This window comes from Cryobacterium sp. 10I5, assembly GCF_035019865.1.
Taxonomy (GTDB): domain Bacteria; phylum Actinomycetota; class Actinomycetes; order Actinomycetales; family Microbacteriaceae; genus Cryobacterium; species Cryobacterium breve_A.
In genome coordinates this window covers 17,386-37,791 of sequence record NZ_JASJVI010000035.1, presented here as the reverse complement: position 1 = coordinate 37,791, position 20,406 = coordinate 17,386, and the positions used below count along the sequence as shown (strand labels likewise).

Annotated in this window: 17 protein-coding genes; 4 read left to right on the top strand and 13 right to left on the bottom strand. The window is 67.4% G+C overall.

Translation table 11 applies throughout. The annotated features are described in order from the left end of the window. Window positions 1–269: 269 nt before the first annotated feature. Window positions 270–698: a VOC family protein gene (locus QN350_RS10665; protein ID WP_322137672.1), complete on the bottom strand. Its 429-nt coding sequence runs from the start codon at window positions 696–698 to the stop codon at window positions 270–272. A gap of 122 nt (window positions 699–820) precedes the next feature. Between QN350_RS10665 and QN350_RS10660 the strand changes: the two genes are divergently transcribed. Together QN350_RS10660 and QN350_RS10655 are read left to right on the top strand one after the other, a co-directional pair. Beyond that, the gene (locus tag QN350_RS10660; RefSeq protein WP_281535539.1) at window positions 821–1,279 is read left to right on the top strand and encodes a GyrI-like domain-containing protein; all 459 of its coding nucleotides are present in this window, start codon (window positions 821–823) and stop codon (window positions 1,277–1,279) included. A 47-nt stretch (window positions 1,280–1,326) separates the two neighbouring features. Then, the gene (locus QN350_RS10655; protein ID WP_323503142.1) at window positions 1,327–2,124 is read left to right on the top strand and encodes a potassium channel family protein; all 798 of its coding nucleotides are present in this window, start codon (window positions 1,327–1,329) and stop codon (window positions 2,122–2,124) included. A 31-nt stretch (window positions 2,125–2,155) separates the two neighbouring features. Here the strand turns inward: QN350_RS10655 and QN350_RS10650 are convergent, their stop codons facing one another. Then, a complete protein-coding gene (locus tag QN350_RS10650; RefSeq protein WP_322137674.1) occupies window positions 2,156–2,971 on the bottom strand; it encodes an endonuclease/exonuclease/phosphatase family protein in 816 nt (271 codons plus the stop codon). 869 nt (window positions 2,972–3,840) lie between these two features. Between QN350_RS10650 and QN350_RS10645 the strand changes: the two genes are divergently transcribed. Further along, complete coding sequence (locus QN350_RS10645; RefSeq protein WP_281535541.1) at window positions 3,841–4,239, top strand: hypothetical protein; 399 nt, start codon at window positions 3,841–3,843, stop codon at window positions 4,237–4,239. Here the strand turns inward: QN350_RS10645 and QN350_RS10640 are convergent. The 5 genes from QN350_RS10640 to QN350_RS10620 all read right to left on the bottom strand — a co-directional run bounded on the left by QN350_RS10640 (window position 4,221) and on the right by QN350_RS10620 (window position 10,543). Further along, on the bottom strand, window positions 4,221–6,641 hold the full coding sequence (locus QN350_RS10640) for an HAD-IC family P-type ATPase (protein ID WP_322137675.1): 2,421 nt from the start codon (window positions 6,639–6,641) through the stop codon (window positions 4,221–4,223). The genes QN350_RS10645 and QN350_RS10640 overlap by 19 nt on opposite strands. Window positions 6,642–6,778: 137 nt before the next feature. Further along, window positions 6,779–7,798, bottom strand: a complete 1,020-nt coding sequence (locus QN350_RS10635; RefSeq protein WP_322137676.1) for an LLM class flavin-dependent oxidoreductase — start codon at window positions 7,796–7,798, stop codon at window positions 6,779–6,781. Between the two features lie 105 nt (window positions 7,799–7,903). Next, the gene (locus QN350_RS10630; protein WP_281535544.1) at window positions 7,904–8,326 is read right to left on the bottom strand and encodes a hypothetical protein; all 423 of its coding nucleotides are present in this window, start codon (window positions 8,324–8,326) and stop codon (window positions 7,904–7,906) included. A 122-nt stretch (window positions 8,327–8,448) separates the two neighbouring features. Beyond that, complete coding sequence (locus tag QN350_RS10625; protein ID WP_322137677.1) at window positions 8,449–9,414, bottom strand: phospholipase; 966 nt, start codon at window positions 9,412–9,414, stop codon at window positions 8,449–8,451. Between the two features lie 316 nt (window positions 9,415–9,730). Further along, complete coding sequence (locus QN350_RS10620) at window positions 9,731–10,543, bottom strand: hypothetical protein (RefSeq protein ID WP_322137678.1); 813 nt, start codon at window positions 10,541–10,543, stop codon at window positions 9,731–9,733. A gap of 296 nt (window positions 10,544–10,839) precedes the next feature. Here QN350_RS10620 and QN350_RS10615 point away from each other — a divergent pair, with 296 nt between their 5' ends. Beyond that, complete coding sequence (locus tag QN350_RS10615) at window positions 10,840–11,439, top strand: histidine phosphatase family protein (RefSeq protein ID WP_281535547.1); 600 nt, start codon at window positions 10,840–10,842, stop codon at window positions 11,437–11,439. A gap of 101 nt (window positions 11,440–11,540) precedes the next feature. Here QN350_RS10615 and QN350_RS10610 read toward each other — a convergent pair whose 3' ends face one another. From QN350_RS10610 to QN350_RS10585, 6 genes are all read right to left on the bottom strand, one after another. Beyond that, a complete protein-coding gene (locus QN350_RS10610; RefSeq protein WP_322137679.1) occupies window positions 11,541–12,200 on the bottom strand; it encodes a bifunctional 4-hydroxy-2-oxoglutarate aldolase/2-dehydro-3-deoxy-phosphogluconate aldolase in 660 nt (219 codons plus the stop codon). Continuing rightward, the gene (locus QN350_RS10605) at window positions 12,197–13,294 is read right to left on the bottom strand and encodes a sugar kinase (protein WP_322137680.1); all 1,098 of its coding nucleotides are present in this window, start codon (window positions 13,292–13,294) and stop codon (window positions 12,197–12,199) included. The genes QN350_RS10610 and QN350_RS10605 overlap by 4 nt, the downstream gene beginning before the upstream one ends. Continuing rightward, the gene (locus QN350_RS10600; protein WP_322137681.1) at window positions 13,294–14,841 is read right to left on the bottom strand and encodes an altronate dehydratase family protein; all 1,548 of its coding nucleotides are present in this window, start codon (window positions 14,839–14,841) and stop codon (window positions 13,294–13,296) included. The genes QN350_RS10605 and QN350_RS10600 overlap by 1 nt, the downstream gene beginning before the upstream one ends. Window positions 14,842–14,892: 51 nt before the next feature. Next, window positions 14,893–16,353: a glycoside-pentoside-hexuronide (GPH):cation symporter gene (locus tag QN350_RS10595; RefSeq protein WP_322137682.1), complete on the bottom strand. Its 1,461-nt coding sequence runs from the start codon at window positions 16,351–16,353 to the stop codon at window positions 14,893–14,895. Between the two features lie 130 nt (window positions 16,354–16,483). Continuing rightward, complete coding sequence (uxaC, locus tag QN350_RS10590) at window positions 16,484–17,881, bottom strand: glucuronate isomerase (RefSeq protein WP_281535552.1); 1,398 nt, start codon at window positions 17,879–17,881, stop codon at window positions 16,484–16,486. A 65-nt stretch (window positions 17,882–17,946) separates the two neighbouring features. Next, on the bottom strand, window positions 17,947–20,301 hold the full coding sequence (locus tag QN350_RS10585) for a tagaturonate reductase (protein WP_322137683.1): 2,355 nt from the start codon (window positions 20,299–20,301) through the stop codon (window positions 17,947–17,949). Window positions 20,302–20,406: the final 105 nt, after the last annotated feature.

The following is a 20,406-nucleotide window of genomic DNA, read 5'->3' as shown; positions in this document are numbered from 1 at the left end:
GAGCAGGGGTTGCGCAGGCCGGTCAGTTCGACGACGGCGTCAGCGCCGAGGTACAGCCGGGTGCCGCGGGTACAGCCTCCGGAATCGGTTTCGGGAAACAGATGGCGCACAGGCCACCCTCGAGTCCGTGGATGCATTCGTTGCTCAAAGCCAGAAAACCTCTCGTGTTCGTGTCCCCCACATTCTTCGAATACCCGTGTTCGAAGACCACGACTCAACGCTACGGTCATTTTGCCCCGAGCGGTTACCGGGATCGGCCCGGATGCGGGTTATTGGACGCAGAATTCGTTTCCCTCCGGATCGGCCATGATGACGTGATATTCCGGGAACGGCCCCCACGACTCGTCAACCACCCGGAGCACGGATGCCCCCAGCGCGACGATCCGATCCCGCTCCGCGTCGACCTCCTCCCGGCTCGGCGCCCGTCCCGGTACCGCGTTGATGTCGAGGTGCACCCTGTTCTTGACGGTTTTGCCCTCAGGGACCCGTTGGAAGAACAACCGCGGAAGTTTGCCCTCCGGGTCGCCGGCGATGCTGCGTGTCTCGAGGTCGGCCTCGGTGAGGTCGCTCGTGAGCACGAGTTCGCGCAGCTCCGGCGGCCACTCGGCGCGGGGATAGCCGAGCACGTCCGCCCAGAAATGCGAGAGCTCGCGCGGATGCTGCCAGTCGAAAACGATGTTGCCGATCTTGCCGGGCATGGTCCCTCCTCGGGGTCGGGGTCTTCGCGACCACTATGCACCCTTACGACGGAGCGGGCTGCGGTCTACTCTGGCCCCATCGGGCTCGTCCGGGGCCCGGGGCACGGACCAGGGAGAGTCAGATGAAGGCCGAACAGATCACCCTTGAACCCCGCACGCTCCTCGGAGTCCATGAGGTGATCCCGATGAGCAGGTTGACCGAATACTTCGAGCGCGCCTTCCAGACCGCCGCGGCCGAACTCGGCAGGCTGGGATCCCACCCGAGCGGGCCGCCGATCGCGCTGTATCACGGAGCCCCGACGGATGCAGCGGTCGACGTGACCGCCGGATTCCCCGTTGTCGACGACGTCAGCGCGACCAGGGCGGTCGAAGTCGTGCACCTTCCGTCCGGTCCAGCGGTCGAGACGTTCCACGTGGGCCCGTACGAGACCCTGCCCGCGACGTATACGGCCGTCACGGACTGGATCACCGAGCAGAAGCTCGCCGTCGCCGGGGACATGTGGGAGGAATACCTGGTCGGTCCCGACACGGAACCCGACCCCGCTCAGTGGCGCACCCGGATCGTGTTCCCGCTCGCCTGAGCGAGCCACGCGTTTTCGAAACGCGGGCGCAACATTCGCCCTCTAGCATGAGCACGCGACCTGTGACCATGACGAGCCAGGAGAAGGCGATGACACGAAGCTCCCGCTGGGAACGCGCGACAGACACTCCCCTGCTCGCCCTCGGAATCGCGTTCCTGATCGCGTATGCGACGCCGATCATAGCGCCGGAGATCAGTCCGGGCTGGCACCTGTTCCTCGAGTGGATCGAGATCGGGACCTGGGCGGCCTTCGCGGTCGACTTCGTCGTGCGGGTGAGCCTCGCGGAGGACCGCCGCGCGTTCGTGCGCACCCATATCCTCGATCTGCTCGCGGTCGCCCTCCCGTTGTTCCGGCCGTTGCGGGCACTGCGAGTGGTTTCGGTCGTGATCCTGTCCACCCGCCGGCTGAGCAAGGTGCTCAAGAACCGGGTGATGACCTATGTGGGAATCACTGCGGTGTCGGTCTGGTTCATCGCGGGCCTCGCGGTGACCGACGCGGAACGGAACGCGACCGGCGCGAACATTCTCACGGTGTGGGACGGCTGGTGGTGGTCGTTCATCACCATGGCCACCGTCGGGTTCGGCGACCACTTTCCCGTCACGACCGACGGGCGTCTCGTCGCGGTCGGCCTTGTCGTCACCGGGATCGCGCTGATCGGCACCATCACCGCGTACATCGCGTCCTGGTTCGCGAGCGCGGGCCGCGAGGCCGAGGAAGCGATCAAGGTCGAGCTCGGCGTGAACGAGGACAAGCTCGACGCCCTCACCATCGAGATCGGCGAGCTCAAAGCCCTCGTCGCGCGCCTGGCCGGCCAGCCGCTCCCGGCTCCGCCGACCGCGGACTGACGCTTCGGCCGACCCAGATTTCCCGGATTGCTCAGATGTCGAAGTCGGCGCGCGGCGGCGCCGTGCTGATCTCGGCCGCGGTCGCGGTCTGCGTCGCGGTCTTCGACGCCGAGCGGGCGGCATCCGTCTCGCGAATACTCTTCCGGGCACTCTGCCGGAGCGTCTGCGTCGGCGGTTCCTCGGTGTAGGACGACGTGACCATGATCGGCATGTGGTCGGACGTGCCGCGCGGGAGCGTCTCGACGTTCTCGATGGTCAGGCCGACCGAGGTGGCGAGGTCGAAGTGGCCCCGGAAGAACTTGTAGCGCGTGTACGTGCGGGTGTCACTCAGGGTGAGGTCGTAGCCGGACTCCGTGACCTTGTCGCCGAGGTTGCCCTTGAAGATCGGGTAGTTGTAGTCGCCGACCATGAGCGTCGGCAGGCCGGGGCCGAGCCGGTTGAGCTCCTCGTGGGCCGAGCGGATCTGGTTGCGGCGGAGGGAATTGCGCGCGGTGAGGGGCGCGGCGTGGAACGACGCGACGACGAGTTCGCGTTCGGCCTGGCTGTCGATCAGGCGGGTGCCGATCAGGCGCTCGTGCGCCGGGCGCAGGACCATGTCGTGCAGGGACTTCTTGAGCGCGAAGGCCTGCGTGGTCACGGCCTCGAACCGGTCCTGGCGGTAGTAGATCGCGAGGCCGAGCCGGTTGGTCAGGGTCGAGTCGGCGAGGTGGAGCGTGCCGATGTCGTCGGGCAGCTCGAGGGTGTCCGCCTCCTGGAGGCAGAGCACGTCCGGCTCGTAGGTGACGCAGAGCGCGGCGAGTTCGCCGACCGCCCGGTTCTTCCGAAGGTTGTAGCTGATGACCCGCACGTCTCTGACCTGGCTTCCGACTCGTGATGGTTATTCAAGCCTAATGCGCCTGCCTGAGTTGCGGAGAAAACACCTTCTTTGCTTCCGGGAAGGTGTTTTCTCCGAAACTCAGCGACCAGGGAGCGTTTATGAGCGGCTCAGGAGCGCGAACGCCTTACCCCGGTCCAGCCGCGGCTGCGCAAGCGTCGTTCGAGTCGAGCAACGAGCGCGATCGCTGAGTGCAGGTCGTCGTCCGTGTACTGCAGCATCTGCCAGCCATTGTCCTCGAGACCTCCCACCCGGCGGATGTCCCTCCGCCATTGAGTCCGATCCGTGCGGTGCTGATCCCCCTGGTACTGCCACTCCGACGTGCAGCGGCAGCGCGGACTCGAGGCGCCGCGGCAGCGGAAGCCTCATCAAACGCGCGGCAGTCGCGTGTGTGAAGAAGGCGTGTGGCGGCATCCGTATGGTCAATGCCTGGCACAGCGTGTCGACATCTGTGACGGCCCCGGGAGGGAGGCGGACGCCCCACAACGCCTTCCCCAGATCGTTGCCGGCCAGGCGCGACCGACCGACCCCAGCCAGGCGAGCCGCACCCACGGTGAACGGGTTCTCATCGAAGGGCGAGGGGAGGGGAATTCGCGCAATCATCCCTCGAGGATGCCTTTTTCGCTGAGATTGCGCGCGAATTATCCACAGTCCCGGTGGCGGATGCCCCGGCCGAGTTTCAGTTGCGGAGAAAGCACCCCGATGCGCACCGGGAAGGTGTTTTTTCCGCAACTCAGCGGCCGATTGAGGCTGGGAGGAGTGTCGGGTGGGGTCATTGCACAGTGGTGCCGTGCGTCGGTAGTTTGGTCGCGACGACGGGCGAGTCCGAGGAGGCCAGATCTATGACGGTGAAGCGGCCGGGCGCGGTGACTTTCGCCGTGGTGCTGATGTATATCGGCGGGATCGCGCAGATCGTCCTCGGCATCCTGACCATCTTCCTGCGGTACGTGCCCGATGTGGCCGCTGATGGGGTTGCCTTTGCCGTGACGCTGACGGGGGCCGGCATGATCCTGTTCGGTCTGTTCGTCGTCGCTCTCGCATCCGGGGTCTCGCGCGGGAGCCGGGTCTCGCGGTTGAGTGCGACGGTCGTGGTCGTGCTGGCCCTCGCGCTCATGGTCGCCGACCTGATCGTCGCGGATGACGGGGACTGGTCTGGCGTCGCGATCCAGGGGCTCGTCGTCGTGTGCGTGGTCCTGCCGTTGTGGACGGGGGCTGGGCGCCGCTACTTCGCGGTGCGCTGAGCGAGGGCCCGTTCCGCGTCGCGACGGGCGATGCGCCGGTGCGCGAATCGCACGATCTCGATGAGCGCGATGCACACGACGGAGGTCCCGAGTATGAGCAGCGCCGTGGGCAGGGTGGGGGTGACGAGCTGCAGGAAGCTGCGGCTGATCGGCACCGAGTACACGAGCACGAGCCCGACCATCATGGCGCCGATGACGAGGCCCTTGAACCGGGTCACGGGGCGCGACAGGACCACGAGGATCCAGAGGCCGATGATGGTCAGGATGAGCGTGGAGCCGCTGCGGATCTCGGCCTCGGGGATCTCGAGGTTCGCGGCGAGCTTGGAGTATGCGGCCAGGCCGAAGGTCACGGCGACCCCCGCCGGGATCGCGAAGGTCAGCGAGCGGCGGAGGAAGCCCGGCACGTAGCGTTGCGCGTTCGGGAGCAGGGCGAGGAAGAACGCCGGGATGCCGATCGTGAGCCCGTCGGTGACGGACAGCTGCCGGGGCAGGAACGGGAACGGCAGCAGCAGGATCCCGAAGGTGATCGCGAGGAAGGTCGCGTACGCGGTCTTGGTGAGGAAGAGCATCGAGACGCGTTCGATGTTCGCGATCACCTGGCGTCCCTCCGCGACGACGTTCGGCAGGTGCGAGAACCGGCCGTCGAGCAGCACAAGCCGGGCGACCGCCTTGGTCGCGGCCGCGCCGGAATTCATGGCAATGCCGATATCGGCCTCCTTGATGGCGAGGGCGTCGTTCACGCCGTCTCCGGTCATGGCGACGGTGTGCCCTGCCGACTTCAGCACAACCACGATCCGCTTCTTCTGGTCTGGCGTGACCCGCCCGAACACGATGTACCGGTCCAGGATCCCGAGGAGATCTTCGTCCCGGTCGGGCAGCCCGCGAGCGTCGAAGCCGTCCGGAGCGTCCAGGCCGACGTCGCGGGCGATGGCCGCGACGGTGTGCGGGTTGTCACCGGAGATGATCCGCACTCCGACGTCCTGCGCCGCGAAGTAGGCGAGGGTGTCGGCGGCGTCTGGCCGGATGTTCTCCCGGAAGGTGAGCAACACGACAGGGACGGCGTCGCCCGGCACGGTCTCATCGTCTGTCGGCGTGCCGTGGGCGAGCACGAGGGTGCGCCGGCCGGTGGCGGCGAGGTCGCGGGCCCGGGTCGCCACCGTGCGGAGGGCGCCGGCCCCGGGACCACTGCCGGGACCGCTGCCGGAGTCGCCTCCGGGGTCGGCGGCCGGGAAGACCATCTCGGGGCCGCCCAGGATCCACATGCCGTCGCCGAACACGACCGCGCTCCATTTGCGGGCGGAGGAGAACGGCACCCGGTCGACGGGCTCCTCCTGGATCGGATCGGTGAAGCGGCCGGCCAGGCTCCGTGCGGTCGCGTTGGCATCGTGCTGTGCCCCGTACCAGGCCAGGACGCCCTCCCACCCGGCGACCGGGGTCAGCGGATGCGCGTCGTCGAAGACGATGTCGCCCTGGGTCAGGGTTCCGGTTTTGTCGAGGCAGATGATGTCCACCCGGGCGAGTCCCTCGACGGCGGGCAGTTCCTGCACGAGCACCTGTTGCCGGGCGAGCTTCACGGCGCCGACGGCGAAGGTGATGCTCGTCATGAGCACAAGGCCGAGGGGCACCATCGCGACGACCGCGGCGATCGTGGCAGTCGCAGCGTCCCGCCACGCCCCGCCTGCGGTCGCTTTTTCCCAGCCGCCCTGTGCGACCATCTGCGCGTTGAGCACCAGAAGGGCGATCGGACCGATGATCCACGCCACCCACTTCAGCACGCGGTTGATCGAGGTGCGGATTTCCGACGCGACGAGGGAGAACCGCTTCGCCTCGGCGGCGAGGGAATTCGCGAACGACTCGGCCCCGACCCGGTCGACGGCGGCGAGTCCTTCCCCGGCCACGACGATCGATCCGGAGAGCGCGCGGTCGCCGGGAACCTTTTCGACCGCATCCGATTCCCCGGTCAGCATCGACTCGTCGATCTGCAGTCCGCGCGAGCCGGACACGATCCCGTCGGCAGCGACCTGGTCGCCGGCGCGCAGCACGAGGGTGTCGTCCATCACGACCGCGGCGACGTCGATCTCCTGCTCGATGCTGTCGCGAAGCACCCGCGCGTTCGGGGCGTTGAGGAGGGCCAGACGGTCGAGGGCCCGCTTGGCCCGGTACTCCTGGACCGTGCCGATGATCGCGTTCGCGATCGCGCTGAAGCCGAACAGGGCATCCTGCCAGCGGCCGATCGCCAGAAGCACGAGGAAGCAGGCCAGGATGATGCCGTTGAAGAGGGTGAGCACATTGGCGCGCAGAATGCTCCACACACTGCGGCTGGTGTCCTGCACGAAGGCGTTGGTACGCCCGGCCGCGACGCGCTCGGCGACCTCTGCCGCGGTCAGCCCGGTGTCCGGCACCCCGTGTCCTCTCCGGGCCGCAGGGCCCCGATACCGGGCCGCACGACCCGGTGCGAATACGGTACGACCGGGGCCACGTTCGCGCTAGCCGGAACGGCGAACTTTCTCGCGCCAGTCGTCGGCGCGTCTCACGAGGCTCAGCGCCAGCCGAGGCCCGGGGCGACGTGGGTGACGATGCTCTCGAGGAGGCGCGCGTTGTAGGCGACTCCGAGCTGGTTGGGGATCGTCACGAGCACGGTGTCGGCGTCCTGCACCGCGGCATCCGTCGCCAGCTCGGCGACGATCTGGTCAGGCTCACCGACGTAGCTCTTGCCGAAGCGGGCGAGACCACCGTCGAGGTAGCCGACCTGGTCCTCGGATTCCCGGCTGCCCGGGCGACCGAAGTAGGCGCGGTCCTCGTCGGTGACAAGCGGCAGGATGCTGCGGCTCACCGATACCCGCGGCGTGCCGGGGTGCCCCGCGGCCGCCCAGGCGTCGCGGTAGATCGCGATCTGCTCCGCCTGAAGATCACCGAACGGGACACCGGTGTCTTCGGTGAGAAGGGTCGAGCTCATCAGGTTCATGCCTTGCTCGCCCACCCATTTCGCGGTCGCCCGCGTGCCGGAGCCCCACCAGATCCGCTCGCCCAGTCCCGGAGCCTGCGGCTGGATCGGCAACAGGCCGGTGCCGGCCGACATCTGCGGGTTCGGGGTCGCGATCCCGGCCCCGATGATTGCGGCACGGAAGATGGACGTGTGCTCGCGGGCGACGTCCGCGTCGGTCTGCCCGTCGGCGGGAACATAGCCGAAGTTCTCGTAGCCGCGCTGCGCGGTTTCGGGCGACCCGCGACTGATGCCGAGCTGGAGACGCCCGTTGCTGATCAGGTCGGTGATCGCCGCCTCCTCCGCCATGTACAGCGGGTTCTCGTAGCGCATGTCGATGACGCCCGTGCCGAGCTCGATCCGGCTCGTGCGCGCCGCCATCGCCGCGAGCAGTGGAAACGGCGAGGCGAACTGCCGGGCGAAGTGGTGCACGCGCACGTACGCGCCGTCGACGCCGAGTTCCTCGGCGGCGACCGCGAGCTCCACCGTCTGCAGCAGCGCGTCTCGCGCGGTGCGGGCGAGGGAACCCCGCACCGCCTGGTGGTGGCCGAACGAGAGGAATCCGATGTGCTTCATGCCCGGTGCAGCGCGGACGGGCCGCCGGGTATTCCCGGCGGCCTCGCCGCACCGCCGTTCCCTGAACCGGACCGGAACGGACCGGGCCGGGCCGGACCGGGCGCGCTATGCGCGTTCGTTCCCGCGCCGCTTCACCCGGGGCACTCGCCGCACGGAGAGCCTGTCGAGGCGGCGTTCCACAACGGTGCCCTCGTCAAGGATCGTGGCGAGGGTGATGAGTTCGTCCACGAGTTCAGGCACGGGCCTCGCCTGGCAGCAGACGCACCAGCCGTGGGCGTCGAAACACGCGCGCAGGGCCTGCTCGTAGTAGTCCCTCGTGAGGCCGGGCACGTCGGATACCCGTGCCGTCGTCGTGGCCTGCAGCGAGTTCATCCCGCTGAACGAACGCCCGCAGCCACAGTCCCCGTATGGCGCCCAGCGGCTGTACGGGCACGGCTCGAGCATCCACACGAGCTCACCCTCGATGCAGCCGTTCGAGTCGCTGGCGCGGGCACCCTGCGTCGCCCCGGTGGCCACCAAAACCTTCATTTCCGTCCTCCTCGGTCTCGGCACGAGCCTCAGGGAGTGGATGGAACGACGCTAACAGGGGCCACCGACATCCGAAGGGGTGGAGCGGTGGGACGGTTCAGGAGCGGGTCGGCACCCGACGCTCAGTAGTAGCCGAAGGACTCGGAGTGCGCCCACGCCGCACAGGGGCTGCCGTATGCCGACTTGATGTAGCCGAGGCCCCAGCTGATCTGCGTCGCCGCGTTCGAGGCCCAGTCCGACCCCGCAGAGGCCATCTTGCTTCCCGGCAACGCCTGCGGGATGCCGGTTGCCCCGCTGGAGCTGTTGTACGCCTTGTAGTTCCACCCGGATTCCCTGTTCCACAGCTGGCTGAGGCAGCTGAATTCCCCGCTGCCCCATCCGTACTGGGAGGAGGCCATCGCACTCGCCGTCGCGCGCGCGCCGGCCGGGCTGTTGTCCCCCGACGACGATGCTGCTGCCGGTTGCGGCGCCGCGGCGGCCGCGGCGGCTGCAGCCGCCTGGGCAGCCTTCGCCGCCTCGGCGGCCTGGGCTTCCGCGGCAGCCTGGGCCGCTGCAGCGGCGGCCGCCTCGGCCGCGGCCTTTTCGGCCGCAACACGGTCGACTTCCGCGACGGCGGCCTGCACGGTGCTCGTCTCGGCCTTGGTCCGGGCGGTCAGCGACTCGACCTGGTCGATGGGCAGGACCTGGAAACTGGCCAGCGAACTCGCCGCTGCGGTCAACGTGGAGGCATCCACCTTGTTCACGGCCGCGGCGACGACCTGGTTGGCGTCGGCCAGGGCAGCGGATGCGGCGTCCTGGGCGTGCACCGTTGCGATCGAGGTGTACACGGTGAGCTGGTCGTGCTGCCGGCCCGTCGCCGTTGAGACGTCGGCCGTTTCGGCCATCCGGTTCCGCGCCGCGGTGGCTGCCTCGGCGGCCGCGCTGGCTGCGAAGCCGCTCCCGGCCACGATCGCGGCGATCGCCATGGCGGCCGTGACGAGGGTGATCCGTTTCGGGCGACGTGCCCTGGGGTGCTTCCTGCGGGAAGCCCGAGTGTCGACGGGAGCCGAATCTGCGGGCGAATCAGGTGCTGGCGAAGATGAGTTCATGTTTCCTGCAATCGAGGACCGGTGCGAAAAGCTGCCGGATCCGCTGAGTGTCAGGCCTACGCTCTCGGTGGCGGCGCGGGCGAATTGGCCATGGTGCAGAGGCTTTCTGGCAAAGTCCCGACCAAAACCTCCATAAGTGGTGCAAGGGAGCACCCGATCACCGCGTTCCGCGGTGCGGGAGGGCCACGGAACGTCAGGCCCTCCCGCGCAATCGGGGGAAACTCAGCGTTTCTGAGTTTTTCTCAGGAACAGGGCGGCCGATTTCCAGCCGCGGACACCCGAATCGACGGAATGGCTGCTCCCGATCAGGGCGCACTCAGTAGTAGTTGTACGCCTCGGAGTGTGCCCACGCGGCGCAGGGTGTTCCGTAGGAGCCGGCGATGTAGCCGAGTCCCCAGGCGACCTGCGTGGCGGCGTTGGTGGCCCAGTCAGAGCCGGCCGAGGCCATCTTGCTCCCGGGAAGCGCCTGCGGGATGCCGGTCGCTCCACTCGGATTGTGCGCCGTATACGACCAGCCGGACTCCTTCTGCCACAACTGCACGAGGCAGCTGAACTGTCCGTCGCCCCAGCCGTACTTCGAGGCGGCCAGGCTCTGGGCCACGTTCTTCGCGCCTGCGGACGTGTTCGCTGCGGCGAGGGCCTGCAGCCGCTGCGCCTCGGCCGCTGCGGCGGCGGCGGCCGCCTGCTCGGCGGCGACCCGGTCTGCCTCTGCTGCCGCGGCTGCGACGCTCGTCGAGATGGCGGCCGTGCGCTGGGTCAGCGACTCGACCTCGTCGATGGGCAGGACCTCGTAGCTCGCGAGAGAGCTCGCGACGTCGCTCAGGGTGGTCGCGTCGACCTTGTCCTTGGCGGCAGCGAGCACCGCGTTGGCCCGGTCGAGCGCGGCGGCGGCGGCGTCTTTCGCGTGCACCGTGGCGATGGAGTCGTACACGCCCAGTTGGTCGTGCTGGCGGCCGGTGCTCGCGGAGACGGCGGCGGTGGCGGTCACGCGGTCCTGGGCGGCGTTCGCGGCCTGGAGGGCGTATGACCCTCCGGTGACGAGGGCTACGGCAACGGCGGAGGCCAGGGAAATGGCGATGATCCGGCGAGAGTGCGGAGAGCGGCGGGTGGGTGTCGAATGCGATGTCATAGAGTCCCGGTGTCGTGAGCACGGGCGCACGAATAGGGGTTCGTGGGCCAGCGCTCACTGGTCTTGGGCCCGCGCGCTCGGATGCTGCGCAGGCGAATCGGCCATAGTGGCCGGGAATCCTGCACAAACCCTCACTTTTTCCTCCGAATGTCATGGGTATCGGGGCGCGTTCCGCGCGCTCGCCCCGTCAGGCTCCGCGACGAGCCTGTCTAAACTCGAAGAATCGACAGGTTCATTCCGGTCGATATTTCATGAAGGTGCAGACTCCACGAAGTTGAGAATCACGAGGATTCATCATGACCGCGCGTGACATCGTCCTGATCCGGCACGGGCAGACCGAGTGGAGCATCTCCGGCCGGCACACCGGTCGCACCGATATACCGCTCACCGACCTCGGCAGGCAGCAGGCGGATGCGCTCGGCGAGATGCTCGACGGCGAGGCTTTCCCGACGGTGTTGTCCAGCCCTCTGCAGCGGGCCTGGGAGACCATGGAACGCGCAGGATATGCCGCCCAGGGCATGGCGTCCCAGGACGTCCTCGAATGGGACTACGGCGTGTTCGAGGGGCGCACGACCGAAGCCATCCGCCGGGAGATTCCGGACTGGTCCGTGTGGACGCACCCGATGACCGGCGGCGAGTCCGCGGACGAGGTCGGCGAGCGGGCCGACCTCGCGATCGCGCAGTGCCTCGCGGCTCCGGGTCCCGTCGCCGTGTTCGCGCACGGGCATTTCCTGCGCATCATGACGGCCCGCTGGATGGGCCTGCCTGCCTCAGCGGGCAAGCACTTCAGCCTCGGCACCGCGACGGTGTCCACCCTCGGCTGGGAACGCGACAACCGCGTGCTGCAGATGTGGAACGACGCCTGCCACCTGAACTCGATGGACCCCGTTCTCTAGCCGCAGAGGTTCGGGTCGGGCTTAAAGCGCAAACGCGGCGCCCAGGGGCCGAAGCACGTCCTGGACGCCGCAGTCTTTGTGCGACTCGGTCTCGCTGAGTCTTACTTCCGGCCGGCACCCGTCAGAACGGATGCTGCGCTGGCGGCGATGAGGCCGCGCACGAGCTCGAGCTGGGCGTCGTCCGCGAAGGACGAGCTCAGGCCGACGACGCTGACTCCGGAGGAGAGGAAGTCGGGCGCGTTGAGCGCGGTGACTCCGCCGGTGGCGATGAAGTTCATGTCGGGGTACGGGCCCTTCATGGACTTCGCCCAGTTCGGGCCGAGGATCGAGGCCGGGAAGACCTTGACCCAGCGGAGGCCGAGCGCACGAGCCTGGAGGATCTCGGTCGCAGTGGCCACCCCCGGAAGATGTGGGATGCCGCGGCGAACGCTCTCCGCGACGATCTCCGGGCTGAAGCCCGGGGAGACGGTGAAGGCGACGCCGACCTTTTCGGCGGCGTCGAGCTGCTCGAGGTTGGTGACGGTGCCGGCGCCGACGACGAGGCCGCGCTCGGCGGCCGCTTCGGCGACGGCCTTCAGGACGGGGACCGCGTCGCTGGTCTGGATCGGGATCTCGACATGCTGGACTCCGGCATCCCAGGCGCGCTCGGAGAGGCGCACGGATTCGGTCAGCGAGAGACCACGCAGAACGGCGAGGACGGGGATGCGGAAGAAGTCTCCGGGGAACCACTCAGTGGTGGGAAGGGCGGTTGTGCTGGTCATGCGGACAGTCTCCTAAGATCGGTGAGATCGGATTGTGAGTCGTGGGTGGCGGAGGCGTTCCCGCCGGCCATCGCGGATTCGCCGGCGGTCGCCGGCGTTGCCGCGAACAGCCCGTGGCCGGGCCGGAAGTCCTCGCGGCTGCCGAGCGCCCAGGCGGCGAGCGCGTGCCCGTGGTTCAGGCGGACTTCGGACGACTCCCCGTTCATGAGTGCGGACAGGTAACCGGCGGCGAAGGCGTCCCCGGCTCCGACCGGCTCGACGACCTCGACCTTGCGGGCAGGGACGACCGTCGTGCGGCGCGTGCCGTCGGGCAGAAGCGCGTACTCCGTCGCGTCGACGGCTCCGTCCTTGACGACGAGGTATGGCACGTCGGGCAGCAGGGCGCGCACGTCGTCCGAGGTGACGCAGCCCCAGATGGTGGCGGCTTCGTCGAGTCCGACGAGGACGACCGTTGCCTTGCCGGCGAGCTCGCGCAGTCGGGGTCCGGCCACGCTCACGGGCCAGAGCTTGGACCGGTAGTTGACGTCGAAGGACACCGAGGTGCCCCACTCCGCCGCGTGATCGAGCACGTGTTCCACCAGGGCGGAGCAGCTCGGCGACAGCGAGGGCGTGATGCCGCTTGTGTGGATCAGGTGGGCGGACTGCAGGGGCCAGGCTGCGGCATCCGCCACGCCGAGCTCGGAGGCTGCGGAACCCGCACGGTAGTAGAAGACATGCGCGCCGGAGCCGGTGTCCGGCTCCTTGAGGTACAGGCCGGTCGGGCTGGCCGGGGTGCGGTGCACCCAGCGGGTGTCTACTCCCCCGCAGTCGAGCGTCGTGATGACCTTGGTGCCGATCGGGTCCTGGCCGACGTTGCCGGCCCAGGCCACGTGGTGGCCGAGCTCGGCGAGGTGCGCGGCCACGTTGGACTCCGCCCCGCCGACGCCGAGGTGGAAGCCCTCCGCGATGTCGAGGGATGTCGTCGAGGTGGGGGTGAACATGCCCATGGTCTCGCCGAAGCAGACCACCTGAGGTTCCCCCTGGTCGACGCCGGAGGTGGCCGGGTTGCCGGGCTCCTCCTGCAGCGCCTGGGCGCGCGCCTGTTCGTCGGTCATCAGGTCACCGCTCCGATGTGCCACGGCACGAACTCTTCCTGGCCGACGTTGAACTCTTCGCTCGTGGTCTGCTTGCCGGAGGCGACGGCGATGATCATGTCGAGGATCTCGGCGCCGACCTCTTCGACGCGGGCGGTGCCGTCGGCGATCCGTCCGGCGTTGATGTCGACGTCGTCACCCTGGCGCACGAACAGCGCGGTGTTGGTGCCGACCTTGATGCTCGGGGTCGGCTTGCAGCCGAAGACCGAACCGCGGCCGGTCGTGAAGACGACGACCGTCGCTCCGCCGGCGACGAGGCCGGTGACGGACACCGGGTCGTAGCCGGGGGTGTCCATGAAGCCGAGGCCGCGGGTGGTCATCGGCTCTGCGTATTCGTAGACCGCTGCGAGGTCGGCGCGGCCGGCCTTGGCGACGGCGCCGAGCGACTTCTCCAGGATGGTGGTGATGCCGCCGGCCTTGTTCCCGGGCGAGGGGTTGTTGTCCATGGTTCCGCCGCCGGTGACGATGTACCTTTCCCACCAGTTGATCCGGTCGATCAGCTTGAGGCCGACCTCGCGGGTCGTGGCGCGGGCGGTGAGCAGGTGCTCGGCGCCGTAGATCTCGGGTGTCTCGGCGAGAACGGATGTCGCGCCGTTGGCGACGAGGACGTCGGACGCCCAGCCGAGGGCCGGGTTCGCGGTGATGCCCGAGTAGCCGTCCGAGCCGCCGCAGTTGAGGCCGAGGACGAGTTCGGAGATGTCGATGGGCTCGCGGCGGCGTTCGTCGAGCTTTTCCGCCATCTCGAGGATGGCCTCGACGCCGGCCGCGACGGTGGCGCGCATGCCGCCGGTCTCCTGGATGGAGAGGGTCGTGACGAGGGTGTCTGCCGGGAGCTCGCCCTGGCCGAGGATGACGTCGGCCGGGGTCATTTCGCAGCCGAGGCTGAGCACGAGCACACCGGAGATGTTCGGGTGGGCGGCGTAGCCGTTGAGGGTGCGGACGAGCATCTGCGCGCCCTCGCTCTCGAGGACGAGGCCGCAGCCGCTCTGGTGGGTCAGGGCGATGACGCCGTCGACGTGCGGGAAGCGGTCGAGCAGGTCGCCGCGGAAGCGGTCCGCGATCAGCTTGGCGGTCGTGCCGGAGCAGTTGACCGTCGTGAGGATCGCGATGTAGTTGCGGGTGCCTGCGCGCCCGTCCGCCCGGCGGTAGCCGTCGAAGGTCCGACGCGCTCCCACCGGGGCGGGCAGCTCGGTGTGCACGGTACCGAACTCGTGCACGCGGGCACCGAGGTCCATTCCGAGGTTCTGGCTGTGCACGTGTTCGCCGCGCACGATCGGCGCCGAAGCGGTGCCGATCGACTGGCCGTACTTGTGGACCTGGTCCCCGACCGCAACCGATCCGAGTGCGATCTTGTGGCCGCTTGGGACGGCCCCGAGCACATTCAGAACGCTGTCGCCCAGGGTGATGGCTTCACCGGGAACGAGGTCCCGGAGGGCAACGGCGACATCGTCGCCTTCCGCCATGACGAGCACGGATGTGCCGGTCGCAATGCTGTTGATGTGGCTCATGAGATCTTTTCTCTCGCTGGGAAGCGGTCGGGGAGGGTACTGCTGGCCGGATCAGGCCTTGGCGGCGATTTCTTCGCCGATGATGCCCTGTTCCCAGCGGCCCTCTTCGAGGTCGATGGCAATGGCGTGGTACTTGTCGTCGCTCAGGCTGTACAGGAAGTAGATGATCACGGCGGCGATGGTGAGTGCGATGGCCGGGTAGATCGTCATGACGGCCTTGATGCCGAAGAGCGTCTCCGGGGACTGCGAGGTGGCCTTGGCGACGTAGCCCGTGATGGCGAGCATGCCGGCGCCGACGAGGGCGGCGAGGGACTGGGCGACCTTGCGGGAGAAGTTGAAGGCGGCGTAGGTCATGGTCTCCTTGCGGACACCGGTGTGCCATTCTCCGTAGTCGATCGTGTCGGAGACGAAGGCCCAGGTGACGCCGTTCGGGATGGCCAGTGCGGCGTAGCCGATGGTGACGAGGATCATGAACGTCCACAGGTTGGTCGGAATGATGAAGTTCAGGCCGTTGGCGACGATGGAGACGATGAATCCGGCCATGGCCGTCTTCTTCTTGCCCCACTTGGCGACCATCTTCGGGATGAACATGATGCCGACGATGGAGGCACCGATCATGACGAGGTTGAGCACGGCCTGGAGGGCGATGTTGCCGAGGTTGTACTGGGCGAAGAAGATCATCATCATGTTGTTGACGTTCATCGAGGAGATGGTGAAGAGCGTCATGAGCACGAGGGCGAGGAGCGGCTTGTTGGTGAAGATCGCCTTGGCGTAGTCCTTCATGCCGTTCTTCTCGAAGCCGACGGCACGGTTGACGTACACGCGCTCCTTGGTGCCGCGGTAGCAGATGTAGAAGGACACGACGCCGACGATGGCCATGACCATCGAGGCGAACATGAAGTTCTGGGCGGTCATGCCACCGAAGATCATCATCATCGGGATGAACGCGAAGCCACAGATCCACTGGGCGCCGAGCGAACCGGCCTGGCGGCTGGTCGCGAGCTCAGCGCGGTCCTTGATGTCGCGGGTCATGACCGAGGCGAGGGAGCCGTACGGGTCATTGGTGAAGGAGTAGATGATCCCCCAGACCGCGTACGTGCCGGCGGCGAAGGCGATCTTCCAGCCCATGTCCACGTCGGGCATCGTGAAGGTGACGACGGTCATGACGGCGAGCAGGATGGAGGAGACCATCATGACGGGGCGGAATTTTCCGCGCTTGCCGAAGCGGCGGCTGTCGATGAATGCGGCCGCGAGCGGGTCCATGCAGGCATCGAACAGTTTGCTGAGCGTAAAGATGAGTGCGACGACGGCGGGCGCGATGCCGGCGGTGTCGATCCAGAACTTGGTCAGGTACGACTGTCCGAGGTCGAACATGAAGCCGTTGCCGAAGTCGCCGAAGCCATAGGCGACCTTCTCCTTGCGGGAGATGCGATCAATAACGGTGACGCCGGCGGAGCCTTCGGGGCCGGTGGCTCCCATGGCGCCGGGCAGGCCCTTGGTGGTTGTACTCATAATGCGGTTCACTCCTATGTGCTGGATCTAATGGGTTCATGCTGCTTCGTGCTGTTCGTGCTGAGGTACTGTGCGGGTGGATGCCCCGGGCGGGTCGTGTGTCCTCGGTGCCTGCTCGGGGCCGAACGGGCTAGAACCCGAAGTAGGTGTTCGCGTTGTTGTACGAGATGTCTTCGACCATCTGGCCGAGGATGGCCTCGTCGTCGGGAACTTCGCCGAGTTCGACCCATTCGCCGATCAGTTCGCAGAGGATGCGGCGGAAGTACTCGTGGCGCGGGTAGGAGAGGAAGCTCCGGGAGTCCGTGAGCATTCCGACGAAGTTGGAGAGCAGGCTCTCCTCCGCGAAGGTCGACAGCTGCAGGCGCATGCCGTTGCGGGTGTCGTTGTGCCACCAGGCATTGCCGAGCTGGAGCTTCTGGACGACGTCCTTCTGGTAGCACGCCATCAGGGTGATCAGCGGCAGGTAGTCGTTCGGGTTCAGCGAGAAGATGATCGTGCGGGGAACCGCATCCTCGGATTCCATCGCGTTGAAGAGCTTGGCGAGCGGCTCGGCGATGTTGCGGTCGTTGATCGCGTCGTAGCCGGTGTCTGCGCCCATGCGGGCGAAGCCCGGGTCGTTGATGTTGCGCATCGCGTGAAGGTGGTACTGCATCGTCCAGTCCTTGGCGCTGTAGATGCGCATCAGGGCCTTGAGCAGAGCCGTGCGGTACTGCGCGATCTCGGTCGCGGTCAGGGTGCCGCCGGCGAGGGCGTTCGTGACGATCGCGTCGAGTTCGGCCGGGGTGGCCTCTTCGTAGACGACGATGTCGAGGGCGTGGTCGGACAGGCGTCCGCCCATGGTGTGGAAGAAGTCGACGCGCTTCGAGAGGGCCTCGACGATGTCCGCGAATGCGGTGATGGTGACGCCCGCCGCCGTGCCGAGGGTGGCGATGTACGCCGCGTACCCGGCCTGGTCGATGTTCAGGGTCTTGTCCGGGCGGAACGCCGGGAGCACGGTGAACGCGCTCTCCGCCTTGAGCAGCTCATGGACGTGCAGGTCGTCTGCGGGGTCGTCCGTCGTGACGACGACCTTCACGTTCATGCCCCGGATCAGGTTGCGGCGGGAGAACGCCGGCGTCGCGAGCAGCACGTTGGCCGCGTCGTAGATCTCGCGGGCCGTTGCCCGGCTGATCACGGTGTCGATGCCGAAGAAGCGCTTGAGTTCGAGGTGAGCCCAGACGTAGAGCGGGTTGCCGAGCGCCTTCTCGAGGGTGCCCGCCCAGGCGTAGAACTTGTCGAAGTCGGCGCCGTCTCCCGTGATGAGGCTCTCGGGGACCCCGTTGGTGCGCATCAGGCGCCACTTGTAGTGGTCGCCGTAGTTGTTGCCGCCGAGCCAGGCTTCGGTGATCGTCGCGAAGTTGCCGTCTTCGAGGATCTCCTGGGGGCTCAGGTGGCAGTGGTAGTCGACAATCGGCATGTTCTTCGCGTGATTGTGGAAGAGCTTCTTCGCCATCGGCGTGGTGAGCAGGAAATCGTCATTCAAAAACATCAGAAACAGTCCTTTGTTCCGTGCAGTCGTTGCGGTGGATCAGTCGGTGGGTGTGCTTCGGCCGATCAGGCCAGGAGCGCGATGGTCGCGCGGGCACCGAGGGTGCGCAGGTTGTCGAGGCCGGTGGTGACCTCGGCGACAAGGCCGGGCAGTTCGGTGAGGTCGCGGCCCCAGAGCGAGTCATCGCCGAGGATCGCTTCGACGTAGTCGGCCGTCACGTTGCTGCCGGTCGTCGTGGCCGTCGCGTATGCGGCGTGGAAGGTGGCGAGCACCTCGTCGCTGTCGACGGGGACGACGGTGACCGCCACGTCGCCGCTGTAGGTCAGCAGCAGTGCGGAGAGGGCCAGGGTGACGCGGGGAGGGAAGGTACCGACCTTCTCGTGAAAGTTGACCAGGATCGGCAGCAGGCGGGACTTGTACTTCGAGATGCTGTTGAGCGCGATCGAGGCGAGCTCGTGGTGCATGAAGCGGTTCTCGAAGCGTTCCTTGACGGACTCGGCGTACGCGGCGAGTTCGTCGTGCGGCAGGTCGATGACCGGGATGATCTCTTCGTACATTTCCGCGTTCACGAACTGGGAGAACTCGGGGTCGATCATCACGTCGCGCACGGTCTCGACGCCGGCGAGGCGGGCGATCGAGGCCATCGTGGTGTGCGGGGCGTTCAGCAGGAACACCTTGCGTTCGCGGTACGGCGTCATGTCGTCGGTGACGGTCACGTTGAGGCCGGCCTTCGCGAGCGGGAGGGACTCCGTCAGCGACTGCGGTCCTTCGATGACCCAGAGCAGGAACGGCTCGGCCTTGACGATCGACTGGTCGTCGTAGCCGAATTCCTCGGCGAGTTCGGCGGCGCGGTCGGCCGGGTAGCCGGGAACGATCCGGTCGACGAGGCTGGAGTAGAAGGTGTTGTCCGTGTTGACCCACTGGACGAACGCGGCGTCGAGCTCCCAGAGCGCGGCGGTCGCGAGGACGGATTCCTTGAGCTTGTCGCCGTTGTGTTCGATGAGCTCGCACGGGATGATCTGGAAGCCCTTCTTTCCGAGCGAAAAACGCTCGAACAGGAGGGCGGTGAGCTTGCCGGGGAAGCTGTGCTGGGGCTTGTCGTCAAGACGGTCGCGGTCGTCGAACGCGATGCCGGCCTCGGTCGTGTTGGAGAAGATGAACTCGATGTTGTCGTCGCCCGCGAGGTCGAGGTACTTCTGGTTGTCGACGTACGGGTTGACGGTTCCGGTGACCACGGTGATGACCTCGTGGCTCTGCACGTCCTTGCCGTCCTGGAGGCCTTCGAGGAGGACCGTGTAGAGGTTGTCCTGCTCTTCGAGGGAGGCGACGCGGCCGCCTTCGATGGGCTGGACGATCTTCACGCCACCGTTGAAGAGACCCTGGTTGTTCATCTGCTGCAGCTGCCAGTCGACAAACGCGCGGAGGAAGTTGCCCTCGCCGAACTGGATGGCCTTGGTGGGCAGTTCCGCGATCGCGGGAACAACGCTCTTGGAGAGTCTCTGCATGGTCTTCGTGTTCCGTTCGGTAGTAGTGGAGGTGACGGTGACCTGCATGGTCGACGTCGCCCCGGGGTCGAGAGTGATGAAGTGGGCGCCGACGTTGCACGTCTCTGCGCAGGCGGTTTCGGTCCACTCGTCGGTGCCGTAGTCGGCGATGGCTGCGGCCTTGATGCGGCCGGCGTTCCAGACGACCGTCTGCGCGGCGCCCTGCGACACGGCGCGGATGATGCGGTCGTTCGCCGGGTCGCTGAGTTCCAGCGCCTCGGGCATCGGGTAGAGGCGATCGATTTCCTCGCCGGTGAAGCCGAGCGGCAGGAGCGAGGAGCCCTCGGTGGCCGGCTTGGTCGAGCGGTCCGTGTAGTCGAACGTCTCGAGACCGGTGAGGGTGCTCGTCGTGACGTCGCCGACGGCGAAGTAGGTGTGGAACGCTTCCTCGAACGCGAACGGGGTGGCACCGTCGTTGCGGACGGTCAGCTCGAGGCCGAGCTCGACGCCGACGGTCACCGTGTAGTGCGCGGTGAAGGGGTGGAATCCGGCGGGAACGCCGACGCTGTCCTGGGTCAGCTCGAAGACGAGCTCGGTGGCGGCGTCCAGGGTACGGGAGTCGACGAGCGACCAGGTGGAGAGGCGAGCCCAGCCGTGGTTGGGAGCGGAGGCATCCGTGCCGTTCGGGCCGAACCAGGGGAAGCAGAGCGGAACGCCGCCGCGAAGCGGGTCGGTCTCGGAGAAGACGCCGAACCTGCTCATCCAGAGGACCGGCTTGCCGCCTGCGGGAGTCCACTCGGCGACGTGCGCGCCGTGCAGGTAGATGAGGGCCGTGGTTGAGGCGCCACTGCCCGCGGGTCTGGTGACTTCGACGGCGGCGAGGCCGCCGTGGCCGTCCACCAGACGGATGCCCTGTGCGAGCTGCTGGGTTGTCATGCGTACTCCTCTTTGAGGCGAGAAACGTGAGGCGAAAGTGTGGCGGAGCCTGTAAGTTGTTCCGCTCAGCAGAACGCGTGTCCGTCAGATGAAACACTAGCACCG